The organism is Leptolyngbya sp. AN10 (assembly GCF_050565645.1).
In the GTDB taxonomy this organism is placed as follows: domain Bacteria; phylum Cyanobacteriota; class Cyanobacteriia; order Leptolyngbyales; family Leptolyngbyaceae; genus Leptolyngbya.
On record NZ_JBNXVP010000006.1, the window covers coordinates 212094 to 227348 of the forward strand.

The window sequence follows — 15255 nt, forward strand, 5'->3', positions numbered from 1 at the left end:
TGGAGTTCGGCAGCCCGTGAGGAGTGTGTGTGTGAGACAAGCGAATTGGTTCTTAATCGGCTTGAGTAGCTTAGTGCTGATTGCTTCTCCTGCGAGGTCACAAGAGTCTAATCCGATGGATCAAGTGACTTCGGTTTCTGAATTGTCTGATGTGCGTCCTACCGATTGGGCATTTCAAGCTGTACAGTCTCTCGTCGAACGCTATGGAGTACTTGCAGGCTATCCAGACCGAACATTTCGCGGCAATCGTCCTTTAACCCGAAATGAATTTGCAGCCACGATCGCGACGGTAATCGGCAGGATCGAAGAGCAATTACTCGCTGGCAATGCAGGCTCAACGATTGCAGACGATGTGCAAACGATTCGACGATTGATCAATGCGTATGGTGGCGCATTATCGCAACTACGGTCGCGGGTTGATAATATCGAAAGCCGCATTGCCACTCAAGAACGTCAGCAGTTCTCACCAACCACAAAGCTCAATGGGCAAGTGTATTACGTTGTCACAAATGGCACAAACTCAGACACGACAGTAATTTCTCGTGTGCGATTGAATTTACTGACCAGTTTACAAGGTGACGATCGCTTAGTGACTCAGCTTGAAGCAGGAAACAATGGCGAAGATGCGATCGCACGAGCACAGAACGATCGACAAAATTTGCTCGGAACGACTGGAATTCTTGCAGATGGTGGCGGACTCGATCCGGTTGGAGCAAGCCGCGATTTGAAAGTTCGTAAGCTGTATTATGCGTTTCGTCCAACTGAAAATTTAGAAATTGCAGTCGGATCAAATTTGCCGCCGAGTGATTTTATCGATCGTAATTCTTTCGCCAATCAAACCGGAGATAATTTCGGGTCGAGCTTTTTTGCGAATAATCCCTTAATTGTGCAGAACGAAATCGATCGATTCGGAGGAGCGGGAGCCGCGATCGCTTGGTCACTCGATCGTAATCTCACTTTGAGAGCGCTATATGCTGCGGCGGATTCCTCGAATGCAAATGCGGGACTCTTTCGCGATCGCTATCAAGCCAGTGTCGAAGCTGAATACGCCGTCCCGACAGCACCGATTAAAGTTCAACTTCAATACACAAATGCTGAGATCAATGGCACTCAAATTAATGCAGCGGGGATTAGTGCAGAGTGGGCAATCCAACAACGATTTGGCGTGTTCGGAATCTTTGGACGATTGGGAATTGGCAACTATCAAGGATTTAACAGGCTATTGCAGCAAGACCTTGATCTCAATCCGAAAACTTGGGCATTGGGAGTGACCTTTCAGAATTTTCTCATCCCAGGATCAAGAGCAGGAGTTGCCGTTGGACAGCCCTTTATTACGAGACGTTTAGGCAATGAAACTCAGACGAATTTTGAGGCATTTTTTGGATTATTGCTCAACGATCGCTTAAATATTAGTCCCTCCGTTACGATCGTCTCAAATCCAAATAATCGGGCAAGTCCCACGATCGTCGAATGGTCACTGCGAGTTTTGTATGGTTTCTAAAACGGTAGTGAAAACACTACTTACCGAGGGGCAAATCCATAGAATATGATGAGTTCAGGATAGATCACCATTTACATCCTTGCTCAGACCAATGGGATTTTTTGACTCCGAAATTGTTCAAGAAGAAGCGAAAAAACTGTTTCAGGACTATCAATCGCTGATTCAGTTAGGTAGCAGTTATGGAAAGTTCGATCGTGAAGGCAAACTGATGTACATCGAACAGATGGAAGCCATCATGGATCGCTATAAGGTATTTATGAAGCGGTTTGAGCTTTCTGAGGATTTCTCGGCTCAGATGATGGTCGAGCAGCTTAAAACTCAGCTAGGACAGGCGGGAATGACTCCACAACAGATGTTTGATCAAATGACTCAAACGCTGGAACGAATGAAATCGCAAATTGATAAATAATATTTGGAACTCCGAGTCTTTGTACCGGAGTTTTTTTAGAGGGTGTTTGAAAAGTGTAGCGATACCTACTTCAGTTAGGAAACTTCTAAAAAGCCCCCCAGCCCCCAAGTTTGGGGGAGCAAGAGTCTTAAGCCCCCAGAATTGGGGGTTTGGGGGCAACTCCGAGGATGTCCTACTCTAAGCTTCTACTGCTACACAAATCGTGCCTGCATTTATCGTAGAGACGCGAACCTGTACAACATTCTGTGCCTCTACTCAAATTCGCTCTACGGTCGATCGAAATCCGATGGCGGACGGAACCGTTCAACTGGGACATCCTGCAACGCCTGTGACATGAAATCACGCCAGATCGGAGCGACAAATGTTCCTCCAGTCGCACCCTGTCCAAGCGGCGTGTAGTCATCATTTCCAACCCATACCGCAGTCGAAAGCTGAGGCACATAGCCCACAAACCAGATATCCCGCTCAGAAGAAGTGGTTCCAGTTTTACCCGCCGCAGGACGACCGATTTGAGCCGCTGTTGCCGTACCGCGAGTAATCACCCCTTGCATTGCATCATTCAACGCCGCAGATGCCCAAGAATCCAGTACCAATCTTGGTTTTGGCGTATTGTCCAAAATGACATTGCCGCTGCTGTCGGTGACTTGCGCGATCAGAGTCGTATCCGAGTACCAGCCATTATTCGCAAACGCAGCGTAAGAAGCCGCCATTTCCAACGGAGTTAAATCGACCGAACCTAGAGGGAGCGAAATGACTGGATCGATCGGGCTTTTAATTCCAATACTGCGACAGATTTCGACGACTTTATTTAAGCCAACTTCTTGCCCTAATTTGATCGCTGGAATATTCCGAGAAGTTTCCAGAGCGCGTCTGAGCGTCATCGCACCACCAAAACTTCGATCGTAGTTCTGGGGAGAATACGTTTCATACCCATCTGGATAACTCACAGGCGCATCCAGAATCGTCGAATCGGGCGCATATCGACCGGAAGCAAACGCCGCATAATATACGAACGGTTTGAAAGCCGATCCGGGTTGTCTCAGCGCTTGAGTCGCCCGGTTGAACTGGCTCTTTTTCGCATCGACCCCACCCACCATCGCTTTCACAAATTGAGTCCGGGGATCAACCGAAACGATCGACATTTGATCGGCATACACACCTTGAGCGTTCAGCGTTCCAAGCCAGCGACGCGCCGTATCTTCTGCAATTCGCTGCATTCTCGAATCGATCGTGGTTTGAATCCGCATTCCGCCCTTGAGAACCGCATCCCGTCCAAATTTCTGAGTTAATTCTTTGACAACCGCATCACTCACATACGGCATTTGGCTCGTTTGGAATGAGGTAATTCTGCCCAGTTTGATCGGTTGTTTTCGGGCTTGGGCTTCTTCTTGCGCCGTAATCCAGCCCAATTCCCGCATCCGATTGAGCACATCCGCTTGACGCGCTTTTGCTGCCTTCATGTTTGCAAAGGGACTGAGCGCTTCCGGCGATTGAATCAAGCCTGCCATCATCGCGGATTCAGCCAGGTTCAGATTTGCCGCGTCTTTGTTGAAATAGCTCCGAGCAGCGGTTTGCGCTCCGTAGTTGTTGTGTCCCCAGTAAATCTGGTTGAGGTACATTTCCAAGATTTGGTCTTTCTTGAAAATCTGCTCTACTCGGAGGGAAAGAACCGCCTCTGCAATTTTTCGACTAATCGCTCGTTCAGGCGACAGGAACAGGTTTTTCACCAACTGCATCGTCAGGGTAGAACCCCCTTCCACGGTTCGTCCCGTTGACAAGTTAGCGACCGTTGCCCGTGCGATCGCGCCCGCATTGACCCCTTGGTGCGAATAGAAATAGCTATCCTCGATCGCGATCACCGCTCGCTTCAGATGGGGCGAAATATTATTGAGCGGCACGACTTCGCGGTTGGCTTCTCCGTGAATACTGGCGAGTTTTTTACCTTTCATGTCGTAGATGTGCGTAGTTTCGCTGGGCTTGTAGCCTCGAAGCGATCGCACATCGGGCAAATTCCGAAAACTAATCGCCAGTCCAACCAGACCTCCAGCGATCACGGAACTCGACAGCATCGTAATCGCTAGAAGCGTTCCACCTGTGACTTTGCCCACCGACTGGACGAATTCTAGAGTGGTTTCGGGTTGTCTCTGCTGCTTTTGTCTAAGGGTATTCGACGACACGGCAAACTCTCTTTTAGCTAAGAACTTAGGGAACTTAAGAAACTAGATTCAGGGATTTGAGGAACCGTTCCGCAAAAACTTGAACCAAACGCTTGAACACTGGGGCATTTCCGGGATCAGGTGAAGCAACTCTAGTAGGATAATTGAGACTTGGAAAAATGGAACAAAGTTTCGATGAAGCTCAGAGCGCCAACGTTTATAGTAATGTGGCTAAGATCCGGTTCGTACAAGCCGCCCATTTTTTAGACCATTGATTTTTCTCAAAAGTATAAAGTATGTCTCACTCTCTTGACTGGTTGTTTCGGGGCACGACGGAGATTTTCCCAGATCAACCGGATTCAAACCAACCCACGGAAAATTTACGGGTTCGCTTGGAAAAGAGCGATAAACCGCTGCGGATTAAGTTTGGAATTGATCCAACGGGGACGGATATTCATCTGGGTCATAGTACGATTTACCGGAAGTTGCGACAGTTTCAAGATGCCGGACATACAGCAGTGCTTTTGATCGGTGATTTTACCGCGAGAATCGGTGATCCGACTGGAAAATCAGAGGTTCGGAAGCAATTGACCGAGGAAGACGTGAAGGCGAATGCGGCAACTTACCTTAGACAGTTGCGCCCGATTTTGGATTTTGATACGCCCGGACGGTTGGAGATTCGCTATAACTCGGAATGGTTGTCAAAGCTGGATTTGAGCAAGATTCTGGAGTTGCTGGCGACGATGACGGTCGGGCAAATGTTGGCAAAAGAAGGTTTTGCGGAGCGCTATAGGAAGGAGAATCCGATTTACCTGCACGAGTTTTTATACCCGTTGATGCAGGGTTACGATTCGGTGGCGCTCGAAGCAGATGTCGAACTGGGCGGAACGGATCAAAAGTTTAATTTGGCAGTGGGACGCGATTTACAGCGGCACTTTGGACAGAATCCGCAATTTGGACTATTGATGCCGATTTTGCCAGGGTTAGATGGCGTTCAGAAAATGTCGAAATCGTTGGGCAATTACGTGGGATTGTCTGAAGATCCGCTGAGTATGTACTCGAAATTAGAGAAAGTACCGGATAGCACGATCGAACAATATTTCGAGCTTTTAACCGATTTACCGCTCGATCAACTGCCGGAAAATCCGCGCGATCGACAAAAATTACTCGCGCTAGATGTCGTTTCTCAATATCACGGCAACGATCGCGCTCTAGAAGCTCAGAATGCCGCTCTAAGCCTCATTCAAGGTGCAGGATCGCAAAGTGATTCAGTTCCAGAGTTTTCGCTGTCTGGAGTACAGTTTCCAGCGAAATTGTTCTATCTCGTAGCGGCTGCGGGCTTGTGTAAATCTAGTTCTGATGCGCGGAGACAGATCCAAGGTGGAGCAGTCAAACTTGAGGGTGAAAAAATGAGTACGGTCGATTTGCTGTTTGAATCGCCAGAAGCTTTGACTGGAAAAGTTCTCCAGCTTGGTAAAAACAAATTCGTCCGGTTCGTGCCATGAACGATCGCATTATTGTCCCGCTTGATGTTTCGTCAGAAGAAGCCGCGATCGCACTGGTCGATCGACTTCCTCAAGTTACATTCTGGAAAGTTGGTTTAGAACTGTTTGTCAGCAGCGGCTCGAATATTCTAAAGATTCTAAAAGAGCGCGAAAAACGGATTTTTCTAGATCTGAAATTCCACGATATTCCCAACACGGTTGCGGGAGCTTGTGGAGCAGCGGCACGATTTGGAGCCGATCTCATTACGATTCATGCCACAGCGGGAAAAACGGCGCTAGAACAGGCACAAAAAGCGATCGTCTCAAATACGCCCGAAGGTTCCATGCCTTCTCGATTGATTGCGATTACGGTATTGACGAGTTTATCGGCTCGATCGCTGGCGTTTGAGTTGAAAATTCCGCTGGAACTGCCAGAATATGCGCTCGAAATGGCGTTATTGGCAAAAGAAAGCGGGTTATCGGGTGCAGTTTGTTCGCCGCATGAAGTGGCTCAATTACGGCAAGTTTGCGGCGATGAATTTGTTTTGGTGTGTCCAGGAGTGCGTCCGACTTGGGCAGCAGCGGGAGATCAACAGCGGATTATGACACCGAAACAGGCGATTCAGGCAGGAGCTTCGTATTTGGTGATTGGGCGACCGATTACAGCAGCAGATGATCCGGTGGCGGCATTCGATCGTATTTGTGAGGAATTGGCGTAGTTTTGAGGACTAAATCATGCGATCGTGCATTATTGCGATCGGCATTCTGATCGCCAATCTATTCCCCATTTCCCCTGTCCAAGCGGCTCGAATTGCCTGTCCAAGAGAAATCGAGCCATTGGTTCAAGCCCTTTTACCTGATCTTCCTGGATACGCCAATCGGGTGATTGTGCGGGCACGTCTGCGTGTGCCAGAGGCATCGCGCCTCGGAACCATTCGTCTCCCTAGAAATTCCGTTCTTCTAGCAGGACGACCCGAATTTCAACCTTTGCCATTGAATAGTAATCGTCCAACTGATCCGACTTTAAAGCAGGTTTTCATCACGACTTTAGAGCGGGAAATTGTTAGCGGAAAAGCGATCGACATTCAACAATTTCACTGGTTATTTCTCACTCAAACTTCAGAAGGGTGGCAACTCGCACTCATGTTCACTCGAATCGGCACAACGACCCCGAATCAGCCAATCACTCCACCACGAGACAGCCGCGACGGAGCGATCGGACAAGCAATTCAACTTTGGTTACGAGACTGCAATGCTCAAGGGATTCGAGTGAAGCGTTAGTGAGCCAACATTGCAGCTTCCGCGATCTCTTGCTTCGTCGCTTTCGGCTCTTTCAGCAAGAACGCACACAAGAATGCAACTACAATTCCCGCAATTCCCAACACTTGAAAGAAACTCTGACTTCCCTCAGTCGTATGCGGTAACAAACTATAAGTAGTCGCATAAAGAACTGATCCAACACTGCCATAAGCTCCAATATTCCCTGCAATCTGTCCTGTAACCTGGCGTTTGAGCAAAGGAGCAATTCCAAAAGTCGCACCTGCACCCCCAAAGACAAAGAAAGCACAGCCCATTGTTAACAGAACCGCGATCGGTAAAGGTAGTCCCGAATGAATCTGACTCATCACCATGTACCCAACTCCGACTCCCGCAATCATCGCGGTTAATGTCCATTTGCGGCTACCAATTCGATCTGAAATCAAGCCACCCGCAGGACGAGCAATCAAATTCATGAATGGATAAGTTGCTGCAACGGGACCTGCAATTTGGTGACTCAGGTTGAATGTATGTTCAAAGAACTCTGGCAGCATTGAAACGACTGCTAACTCTGAACCGAAACTCACTGCATACGCAAGCTCTAACACAAAGACTTGTCCGATCTCATATCGATCGCGATTCGGGTAGGTTTTTTCACCAAGAACAACTTCACGATTGACTTTGAATGCTTGATACGTCTGCAATATAAACAACAGCACTAAACCAAACCAAACACTATACATTGCAGTAGAAGTGAGGAATTTCACTAACTGCAATCTCCAAGCAATCAAGCCCATTGCAGCAAACAATGGAACATTCGTGAGAACCAATGCCCAAAAGCTCTTTCTCGAAGTCACTTCCATGCCACCATTCCGGGCAGGACGTTGATACTCTTTACCAGGCGGAGTATCGCGAACATTGATGTAAAACAGAATGCCGAAGACTAGCGAAATCACACCAGAAAGCGCGATCGCGAATCTCCAATTTTCATGTCCCGAATAGAGAAAGGCACTGCCAAATGCGATCGACGGTAAGAAAGCCTCCGATGCAAACGATCCAAAGTTTCCCCAACCGCCATAAATCCCTTGTGCGAGTCCAATCTGTTTCGCTGAGAACCATTCCCCAACTAGACGAATTCCAACGACAAAACCTGCTCCTACAATTCCCATCGCCAATCGGCTCCAAACCAATTGATCAAAGGTTTGTGCTGCCGCAAATGCCCAACAAGGAAGGGCTGCATAAATGAGCAATGCTGAGTAAGTAATTCTTGGACCAAAGCGATCGAGCAACATTCCAATAATGATTCGGGCTGGAATGGTTAATGCTAAGTTACACAGTCCGAGTGTTCTCGCTTGAGCAACGGTAAGATGCAGATCTTCTCGAATCACAGTCGAGAATGGTGCATAGTTAAACCAAACGACGAAGGTTAGAAAGAAAGCAAACCAAGCAAAATTTAAGATCCGATACGGACCTCGAAATGACAGTAATCCGCGCAGCATCGTAGAATGTCCTTAGTAAAAAAGAAACAACTGATAAACCTTGCTGTTTACGATTGCTAAGGAGCAAGGTTTTCCTGCAACATCTATCGATCGATAGATGTGTCTTCTGAAGTGAAACAACGACTACAGTTATAGAAGCCATCGATCGCAATAAATGTATTCTCTGTAACAAAGCAATATTCAAAGTGCAGGGATCAAATCGATGCGATGCGGAACTGGAATAGAGGATTGTCTTAAATTTTGCACCACTTTCAATAAGAGGTATGTTGGGCGTTTCGTCCTCTGCGCTATCTCGCCCCGGAATGAATTCGGGGCTATCGGTGCGAAGTCCCCTAAACGGGACTGAAGAAGCTGAAATCGTCTCTTAGTCCCCTTCAGTGGACTTTGTTCTGTTAGCCCCGAATTCATTCCGGGGCGGGCGAAGGCGATGAACGAGAGCCTTGAAAATGGCTTGTTGAGACTGATTCAAAATCTGAGTTATTGAACCACTTCAGGCTTCATTTCTGGCTCTGGAATTTCTTCGATTTCAGGTAGTTTTTCGAGTGTCAATCGAGTCTGATTTGAGCCGCCCAAGACTTTGAGCAATTTGGGCTTCGGATCATGCAGCAAGTAGATTAATCGATCGCCCACTTGCCAATTTGAATCCGCTGGACAAACTTGCAAACTATGATCGCGTTCTAACAACACAGGCAACAATGTTTCCGATTCCACCATTGCTCGTAATCGAGCTTGCTGAACTTCAAAGTTATCCGCTTGAAACTCAGTCTCACCGAGCTTAACAGCGTTATCGGATAGAAACTGATTCCATGTTTTTAAGTTGAATTGAGGTGCAAATGCAGGTTGAATTTTGACTGAAGCAGCAGAATCCGCAGGAGAAACTGAGAAAACACGCGGCGGGGAAAATTCCTCGATCGCTCTTTGCGCCAAGACCAAATTCACTTCGCCATTGTTCGTCATCACGAGAAATGTGCCCACAGAGGCGAGTCCCGCTTCTTCTAATACTTCGGTGTCTAAAGCACTGCTAATAAAGACTCTGAGGTTTTCATCGGTTGGATAAGAATCGGGTTCGGTGTCGATTAGGGCGATCGACTCTCCACGATCGCGAAACAATCGAGCAATTAATAAACTTAGAGGACTACAGCCCACAATCACGGCTCCGGTCGTATCTTCTGCGGTAATTTTTAATAGATTTGCAACAACTTGAGCACTCACAGATTGCAATACGACCGTTAATATAATCGTTAAAAATACTAAGGCTTTAATCGAATCACCCCCGTTAATCCCTCGTTGCGTTAACAGAATTGCAAAAATTGATGCAACTGAAGCTGCAATAATTCCACGGGGAGCAACCCAACTGAGAAAGATTTTTTGTCGCCAATTGAGATCGCTTTTCCAAGTACAAATGAAAACGCTAATCGGACGAACAACGAGCATTAATACGAATGCAGTAGACAATCCACCCCAACCTAAAGCAAAAAGTCCAGGAATCGATAAATCAGCAGATAGCAAGATAAACAGAACTGAAACTGCAAGCGTCGTTAACTGTCCTTTAAACCGCTTTAACAATCGTTCTTCTGGCAGCGAAAACGCTCTCAAAACAATTCCCGCCACCACAGTCGCCATTAATCCCGCTTCACTGCGAATGGTTTGAGCTAATCCAAACAAGCCCCACAACCCTGCCAAGACTACTAAGGTTTTGAGGTCATCCGATAAAAACGTCGCTCGTCTGAGCAAAACGCCCATCAATCCCGCCCCGATCGCACCAATTCCCGCTCCAATTCCCAATCGAACGATTAGGTCGATCGCAATATTCAACGGGTTCGATTGTCCATTCAGCACGACATTCAAAACAACAACCGCGAGAATTGCACCGATCGGATCAATCAACACGCCTTCCCCTTCGAGCAGAGTTGCCACTTGTCGATCGACTTTCACATATTGCAGCAGTGAATTAATCACAACGGGACCAGTTACCACTACCAATGAGGCGTAAAGAAAGGCGATCGACCAAGGAAACTCGCTCAATACGTGCGCCGCAATTCCCCCACCCAGAATCGTCACCAAAACCCCGATCGTGACCAAATTTCGCAAGCTACCGGAGACTCGATCGAGTTCTCGCAACTGCAAATTAAAGCCACCTTCAAACAAAATTACCGCAACCAATAGCGCGATCAAAACTTCTAATCCTGCACCTAATTGATCCGGGTGTAGCCAATTGATTCCGCTCGCTCCAAGAACTACGCCAAATAGTAAGAGGAATACGATCGCAGGAATCTTTAACCATTCCGCGACAACCTGAGCGCTAATTCCCGCCATTACGGTCACGACAATCTGCAAAGTCAGTTCAAGCGTGGCATCCATAAAAGCGGAAAAGGGGGCGAACAAAGTATAGAAGGATTTCTTTCTTATTGTGCGATGAAATGGGCATTGGGAGTGGGGAGTGGGGAGTGAGGTGTAGGAAATTCAGTATTTTTCTTTGCACTATTTCTGTTTGCACTTGCCTTTACCCCCTACTCCCCACCCCCTACTCCCCACTCAACATTTTGTAACGCCGCGAAACGAATCGTGCGATCGCGCTTATGGGAACATGAAGTCAGTCAACGATTCACGAAGATTTAAGAAAATGACTCAAGATCAAAAACCTACCGTCGTGATTACGGGTGCGTCCTCTGGAGTCGGCTTGTACGCTGCAAAAGCGCTCTCCAATCGAGGATGGCACGTGGTGATGGCTTGTCGAAATTTAGAAAAGGCAGACCAAGCCGCTCGATCGCTTTCGATGTCACTGGATAGCTACACATTGATGCACATCGATTTGGGTTCGCTGGATAGTGTTCGCAAGTTTGTGACGCAGTTCCGAGAAAGCGGAAAATCTCTGGATGCGTTGGTCTGTAATGCAGCCGTTTACTTACCTTTGCTCAAAGAGCCGCAGCGCAGCCCCGAAGGTTACGAAATCAGTGTTGCCACGAATCACTTCGGACATTTTTTGCTGTGCAATTTGATGCTCGAAGACCTGAAGCATTCGTCACACGCTGATCCCCGATTGATTATTCTCGGAACTGTCACGGCGAACTCGAAAGAATTAGGCGGTAAGATTCCGATTCCGGCTCCGGCTGATTTGGGCAACCTGGAAGGATTGGAGGCAGGATTCAAAGCCCCGATCGCAATGATCGACGGTAAGCCATTCAAAGCTGGAAAAGCCTACAAAGATAGTAAATTGTGCAACATGATTACGGTGCGCGAACTGCATCGTCGCTATCACGAATCGACCGGAATTGTATTTAACTCGCTCTATCCGGGCTGTGTCGCGGATACTCCGTTATTCCGGAATAGCTTGCCTGTGTTCCAAAAAGTTTTCCCTTGGTTCCAGAAGAACATTACGGGCGGCTATGTGTCTCAAGAACTGGCTGGAGAGCGGGTCGCTCAAGTGGTTGCTGATCCTCAATTTAAGCAATCTGGGGTGCATTGGAGTTGGGGCAACCGTCAGAAAGAAGGACGCGAATCGTTTGTCCAAGAGCTTTCCGAAAAGGCAAGTGATGATACGAAAGGACAACGGATGTGGGAATTGAGCGAGAAATTGGTGGGATTAGCGTAACGGTGAAGCGATCGCTGAAATTCTGATATTTTGGCGATCGCACTTTCAAGTAAATGCAGTGTGTGAAATATGCGTCCAACCGTTGACCCTCAAAAGATAGAACGACTGATGCAAGTCTTAGGTAGGGAAGCTCAAGGTTCAGGCAGCATTTACTTCACGGGTGGAGCGAGTGCCTTATTGGTTGGATGGCGCAGTTCTACGGTTGATATCGATATTCGTCTCGATCCTGAGCCTCCAGGAATTTTCCAAGCGATTGCCAAAATCAAACGAGAGTTGAACATTAATATCGAATTGGCTTCCCCACAGGATTTTTTACCGCCGCTTCCTGGATGGCGCGACCGCAGTGTCTTTATTGGCAAACGCGGTCAAATCTCGTTCTATCATTACGATTTCACCGCTCAAGCTCTCTCTAAGTTATCGAGAGGATTCGATCGGGATTTAGATGATGTTCGGGCGATGTACACACAAAAATTATTCTCCCTAGAAGCCCTACAGGATTGTTTTGAAGCCATTGCACCTGAATTGATTCGATTTCCCTCGCTTGATCCGGATGAGCTTAGAGCTAAAGTCGAGAACTTTATTAAGCAGTGTGCCGAAAATCTAGAGGACGATTCATCATGAATTTAGAAGAATTGCCAGGAGCAGAAATCATCCTGCCTGGATTAGAGGATCTTCGTCTAGGAAGAACGAACACGATTGGGGCGCTGTTAATTGCGATCGCATCAACTCGCCTGACAAATGCGGGCTTAGAGATTCCAAGACAACACTTAGCACCAGAACCAGAATTAAAGCTATACGCCCGCCTTCAGACTGAGCGCGAGGATGCTTACCCTTATTACAATGCTTTGCTTGATAGGCTCAATAGCTTCTGTCATGCGCTTGAACTTCAAACTTATCCATTCGCAAATCGTAATAAATAAACAAAACTTACGAATTGCGAACTATAAATTACGAATGACCTTCATGCTGAGGATCGTTCGATGGAAGAATCTTGTGTGATTCCCGTGATCAAATCCCCCACGGAGTATCAAGCCTACCGCATCAGTCCGCAAGATACGAACCGATTGGCGATCGTATTTGATCCGACGATCGCGAATTTTTCTCTTACGCTCTGTGTTGAAATCTTCGACATCGGAGGAAAAACGCCCCCGAATCGACATCAACTCGCGATCGAAATGTTCTTTGTGCTGAAAGGTGAAGGAATTGCGATCTGTGACGGGAAAGAAGTTCCAATTCGATCGGGTGATAGTTTGCTCGTGCCTCCGACTGGAATTCATGAGATTCGCAACACAGGTTCAGATCGGCTGTATGCGCTTTGTATCATGATTCCAAACGAGGACTTCGCAGAACTGATTCGCAGTGGAACCCCGGTCGAATTGGATGAGGAAGACTTAGCTGTATTACGTCGATCGACGGTTCCGCAATTGTCTTATGGTTAAAGTTCTGCCGAAGCAAACTCTTTCGATGTATACCCGCGATCGCATTCGGTTAGATGCGGATGTGTACTATCCCGATGCTGAAGGAACATTTCCGGTGTTATTGATGCGGCAGCCGTATGGACGTGCGATCGCATCGACAGTCGTTTATGCTCATCCAATTTGGTACGCGGCTCAGGGCTATATTGTAGTCATTCAAGATGTACGAGGTCGGGGCACATCAGAGGGCGAATTTAAGCTATTTGAGAACGAAACTGTAGACGGGTTTGAAACGGTCAATTGGGCAGCGAATTTGCCTCGTAGCAATGGCAAAGTTGGAATGTATGGATTTTCCTATCAGGGAATGACTCAACTGTATGCTGCTCTCGATCGTCCTGAACCGTTGAAAGCAATTTGTCCTGCAATGTTAGCTCCCGAGCTTTATCAAGATTGGGCTTATGAGAATAGCGCGTTTTGTTTGTTCGCGAACTTAGGATGGGCGATTCAACTGGCGGCAGAAACCGCGAGATTGAAAGGCGATGAAACTGCATTTTTGGAACTCTCTAGAGCCGCGAAGAATCTGCCATTAAGCGATCGTATTCCTGCACATCCTGAGATTCTGCAAAAGTATGCTCACTATGATGCGTACTATCAAGATTGGCTCGATTGCTCTGAATCCTACTGGCAGAAACTATCTGTAGATGTAAGTTCGATCGACATTCCCATGCTCTACATCGGTGGCTGGTTCGATACTTATATGCGGGGAACTTTGCGATCGTATCTTTCCACCAAGCAAGCTCATCTAATCGCTGGAGTTTGGGCGCATCTACCTTGGGGACGAAAAGTTGGAGCAGTCTATTATGGAGCCGATGCCGTGAGTTTTTGCGATCGCGCTCAAATTCGTTGGTTCGATCACTGGCTCAAAGATAAACCCCTCTCTGATCCACCTGTGCAATTGTTTGAAATGGGGAGCAATCAATGGCGATCGTTCTCTGAATTTCCGAAAGCTGATCAAACTATTTTCTATCTGAATAGTTCGGGACTCGCATCAATGGACGATCGAGACGGACAGCTAAGTTCAGAGATTTCAGAAAGTGCGATCGATGTGATTGTTCATGATCCTTGGCGACCTGTTCCAGCTTTGGGGGGTCATGTGGCTTATCCTTGTGGAGCATTTGAGCGATCAAACATTGATGCCCGAAGTGATGTTCTGACTTACACTACAGCACCTTTAGAAACAGACTTGCATTTAGTTGGTGAAATGATTGTTGAACTTCATGCAAGTTCAGATTCAGCCAGTTTCGATCTGTGTGCTGTACTTTCGGAAGTGAAACCAAACGGCACTGTGATGAACTTTTCGCAAGGGTATCTCAGCAGCAACAATCCTGAATTCTCTAGTTATCGAATTCCATTGCAGCCCGTTTGTATTTGCATTCCAAACGGGAGTGCCATTCGATTGAGTGTGAGTGGGGCTTGTTTTCCAGCGTATCCAGTCAATGCGGGAACAGGCACAAAACCGGGAGAAGCAAGCGCGATCGACTTTCAAATTATTACGATCATGATTCACACTGAAACTTCAAAGCTAATGCTAAGGGTCGTGAATTAAATTAAGTCCGGCGAATAGAATTCGCGACGATACAAACAAAGTCCGCCCCAAGCGGACTAACAGCCAGTTTCTTAACCCGCAACGGCGGGTTTTGTCTGTGTAGCTGCGAATTCTATTCGCCAAGCAAACGTTCGGAGTGATTAAATTCACATCCTTAAGAGAGTGTTTGAAAAGCAATCGTTCATCGCATTCACCCGCCCGGAAATGAATCTCCGGGCTAATCGGGGGAAGCCCACTAAACTGGGCTAAGAACTTCGTATGACTCTCTTAGCCCGCTTCAGCGGGGTTTCCTCCATTAGCCCGGAGATTCATTTCCGGGCGGACTCGCAACGCAGC

General features: G+C 47.3%; 13 protein-coding genes. 10 read left to right on the forward strand and 3 right to left on the reverse strand.

The features are described 5' to 3' along the window. Positions 1 to 31: 31 nt before the first annotated feature. Together ACQ4M5_RS11070 and ACQ4M5_RS11075 are read left to right on the forward strand one after the other, a co-directional pair. A complete protein-coding gene (locus tag ACQ4M5_RS11070; RefSeq protein WP_430675667.1) occupies positions 32 to 1501 on the forward strand; it encodes an iron uptake porin in 1470 nt (489 codons plus the stop codon). A 91-nt stretch (positions 1502 to 1592) separates the two neighbouring features. Continuing rightward, complete coding sequence (locus ACQ4M5_RS11075; RefSeq protein ID WP_068380961.1) at positions 1593 to 1910, forward strand: DUF1825 family protein; 318 nt, start codon at positions 1593 to 1595, stop codon at positions 1908 to 1910. Between the two features lie 266 nt (positions 1911 to 2176). Here ACQ4M5_RS11075 and ACQ4M5_RS11080 read toward each other — a convergent pair whose 3' ends face one another. Next, positions 2177 to 4087 carry a transglycosylase domain-containing protein gene (locus ACQ4M5_RS11080; protein ID WP_430675668.1) on the reverse strand — a complete coding sequence of 637 codons (1911 nt, stop codon included), beginning with the start codon at positions 4085 to 4087 and terminating at the stop codon, positions 2177 to 2179. 275 nt (positions 4088 to 4362) lie between these two features. Here ACQ4M5_RS11080 and tyrS point away from each other — a divergent pair, with 275 nt between their 5' ends. The 3 genes from tyrS to ACQ4M5_RS11095 are packed head-to-tail and all read left to right on the forward strand — an operon-like array spanning position 4363 to position 6831. Next, a complete protein-coding gene (tyrS, locus tag ACQ4M5_RS11085; protein WP_430675669.1) occupies positions 4363 to 5571 on the forward strand; it encodes a tyrosine--tRNA ligase in 1209 nt (402 codons plus the stop codon). Beyond that, positions 5568 to 6269: an orotidine-5'-phosphate decarboxylase gene (gene pyrF / locus ACQ4M5_RS11090; protein ID WP_430675670.1), complete on the forward strand. Its 702-nt coding sequence runs from the start codon at positions 5568 to 5570 to the stop codon at positions 6267 to 6269. The genes tyrS and pyrF overlap by 4 nt, the downstream gene beginning before the upstream one ends. A gap of 16 nt (positions 6270 to 6285) precedes the next feature. Beyond that, a complete protein-coding gene (locus ACQ4M5_RS11095; RefSeq protein WP_430675671.1) occupies positions 6286 to 6831 on the forward strand; it encodes a hypothetical protein in 546 nt (181 codons plus the stop codon). Here ACQ4M5_RS11095 and ACQ4M5_RS11100 read toward each other — a convergent pair. Further along, complete coding sequence (locus ACQ4M5_RS11100) at positions 6828 to 8306, reverse strand: NarK family nitrate/nitrite MFS transporter (protein ID WP_430675672.1); 1479 nt, start codon at positions 8304 to 8306, stop codon at positions 6828 to 6830. The two genes, ACQ4M5_RS11095 and ACQ4M5_RS11100, sit on opposite strands and share 4 nt — an antisense overlap. Positions 8307 to 8783: 477 nt before the next feature. Continuing rightward, positions 8784 to 10667, reverse strand: coding sequence for a cation:proton antiporter (locus ACQ4M5_RS11105; RefSeq protein WP_430675673.1), 1884 nt, complete (start codon positions 10665 to 10667; stop codon positions 8784 to 8786). A gap of 262 nt (positions 10668 to 10929) precedes the next feature. Here ACQ4M5_RS11105 and ACQ4M5_RS11110 point away from each other — a divergent pair, with 262 nt between their 5' ends. From ACQ4M5_RS11110 to ACQ4M5_RS11130, 5 genes are all read left to right on the forward strand, one after another. Further along, positions 10930 to 11898: a protochlorophyllide reductase gene (locus ACQ4M5_RS11110; RefSeq protein ID WP_430675674.1), complete on the forward strand. Its 969-nt coding sequence runs from the start codon at positions 10930 to 10932 to the stop codon at positions 11896 to 11898. Between the two features lie 69 nt (positions 11899 to 11967). Continuing rightward, positions 11968 to 12519, forward strand: coding sequence for a DUF6036 family nucleotidyltransferase (locus ACQ4M5_RS11115; RefSeq protein ID WP_430675675.1), 552 nt, complete (start codon positions 11968 to 11970; stop codon positions 12517 to 12519). Further along, positions 12516 to 12818, forward strand: a complete 303-nt coding sequence (locus ACQ4M5_RS11120; protein WP_430675676.1) for a hypothetical protein — start codon at positions 12516 to 12518, stop codon at positions 12816 to 12818. Before ACQ4M5_RS11115 ends, ACQ4M5_RS11120 begins: the two co-directional genes overlap by 4 nt. 60 nt (positions 12819 to 12878) lie before the next feature. Further along, entirely contained in the window at positions 12879 to 13337 is a 459-nt protein-coding gene (locus ACQ4M5_RS11125) for a cupin domain-containing protein (RefSeq protein ID WP_430675677.1), read from the forward strand. Beyond that, complete coding sequence (locus ACQ4M5_RS11130; RefSeq protein WP_430675678.1) at positions 13330 to 14919, forward strand: CocE/NonD family hydrolase; 1590 nt, start codon at positions 13330 to 13332, stop codon at positions 14917 to 14919. The genes ACQ4M5_RS11125 and ACQ4M5_RS11130 overlap by 8 nt, the downstream gene beginning before the upstream one ends. Positions 14920 to 15255: the final 336 nt, after the last annotated feature.

What these genes read in the sequence shown, in the direction of transcription:
- ACQ4M5_RS11120 (WP_430675676.1), top strand. Translation starts at nt 12,516, where the DNA reads ATGAATTTAGAAGAATTGCCAGGAGCAGAAATCATCCTGCCTGGATTA.
- ACQ4M5_RS11115 (WP_430675675.1), top strand. Translation starts at nt 11,968, where the DNA reads ATGCGTCCAACCGTTGACCCTCAAAAGATAGAACGACTGATGCAAGTC.
- ACQ4M5_RS11125 (WP_430675677.1), top strand. Translation starts at nt 12,879, where the DNA reads ATGGAAGAATCTTGTGTGATTCCCGTGATCAAATCCCCCACGGAGTAT.
- ACQ4M5_RS11130 (WP_430675678.1), top strand. Translation starts at nt 13,330, where the DNA reads ATGGTTAAAGTTCTGCCGAAGCAAACTCTTTCGATGTATACCCGCGAT.
- pyrF (WP_430675670.1), top strand. Translation starts at nt 5,568, where the DNA reads ATGAACGATCGCATTATTGTCCCGCTTGATGTTTCGTCAGAAGAAGCC.
- ACQ4M5_RS11110 (WP_430675674.1), top strand. Translation starts at nt 10,930, where the DNA reads ATGACTCAAGATCAAAAACCTACCGTCGTGATTACGGGTGCGTCCTCT.
- tyrS (WP_430675669.1), top strand. Translation starts at nt 4,363, where the DNA reads ATGTCTCACTCTCTTGACTGGTTGTTTCGGGGCACGACGGAGATTTTC.
- ACQ4M5_RS11075 (WP_068380961.1), top strand. Translation starts at nt 1,593, where the DNA reads ATGGGATTTTTTGACTCCGAAATTGTTCAAGAAGAAGCGAAAAAACTG.
- ACQ4M5_RS11100 (WP_430675672.1), bottom strand. Translation starts at nt 8,306, where the DNA reads ATGCTGCGCGGATTACTGTCATTTCGAGGTCCGTATCGGATCTTAAAT.
- ACQ4M5_RS11095 (WP_430675671.1), top strand. Translation starts at nt 6,286, where the DNA reads ATGCGATCGTGCATTATTGCGATCGGCATTCTGATCGCCAATCTATTC.
- ACQ4M5_RS11105 (WP_430675673.1), bottom strand. Translation starts at nt 10,667, where the DNA reads ATGGATGCCACGCTTGAACTGACTTTGCAGATTGTCGTGACCGTAATG.